The 470-nt window shown below is 59.1% G+C and carries 1 protein-coding gene; it reads left to right on the top strand.

Annotated elements, in window-relative coordinates; all coding sequences use genetic code 11:
* Positions 1-143 precede the first annotated feature (143 nt).
* Positions 144-470, top strand: a 327-nt coding sequence (locus AB4Y92_RS25700) for a hypothetical protein (RefSeq protein WP_441822191.1), incomplete at its 3' end; no start/stop codon positions are given.

Here is a 470-nt window from a genome sequence, read left to right as displayed (position 1 = left end):
TCATTGCAGAGGGCAAGGCTTCGGGCCAGCCCCGGACGGAGGCGAAGCGATCCGAGATCGACTGTTCGACGCCTGGAGCAAGGTGCCCACGAAAATCGAGTGATCCTGCACTATTCCAAAGCAACACGAACGGGGAGGATGACATGCATCTGCTGTGGTTCTTGCTGGCGGGCCTGCTCGGGTTGGGCCAGGTGACGGCCGCCGACCTCGTGAAGGGCCGGACAAATCTGCCCGAACTGGTGCTCGGGAATGACGAAGGCCGCGACTACGTCGTCTCCCAGAAGCAGATCGAGATGGAATCCGGCAAATCCTACCGCCTCTCCATCACGGCGAAGGGCGGAAAGGAGTACAAGTTCTTCGCACCCGAATTCTTCCGGAACAGCTGGATCAACCAGATCGTCATCAACCATCTCGAAGTGCACATGCAGGGTGCGCCTCATCATCTCGAGTTCGACGATCAGGGCACGATC

Origin of the sequence: Lysobacter sp. TAB13 (genome assembly GCF_052113885.1) — a bacterium.
GTDB lineage: Bacteria > Pseudomonadota > Gammaproteobacteria > Xanthomonadales > Xanthomonadaceae > Lysobacter > Lysobacter gummosus.
This window is presented reverse-complemented; position numbering and strand designations above follow the sequence as displayed.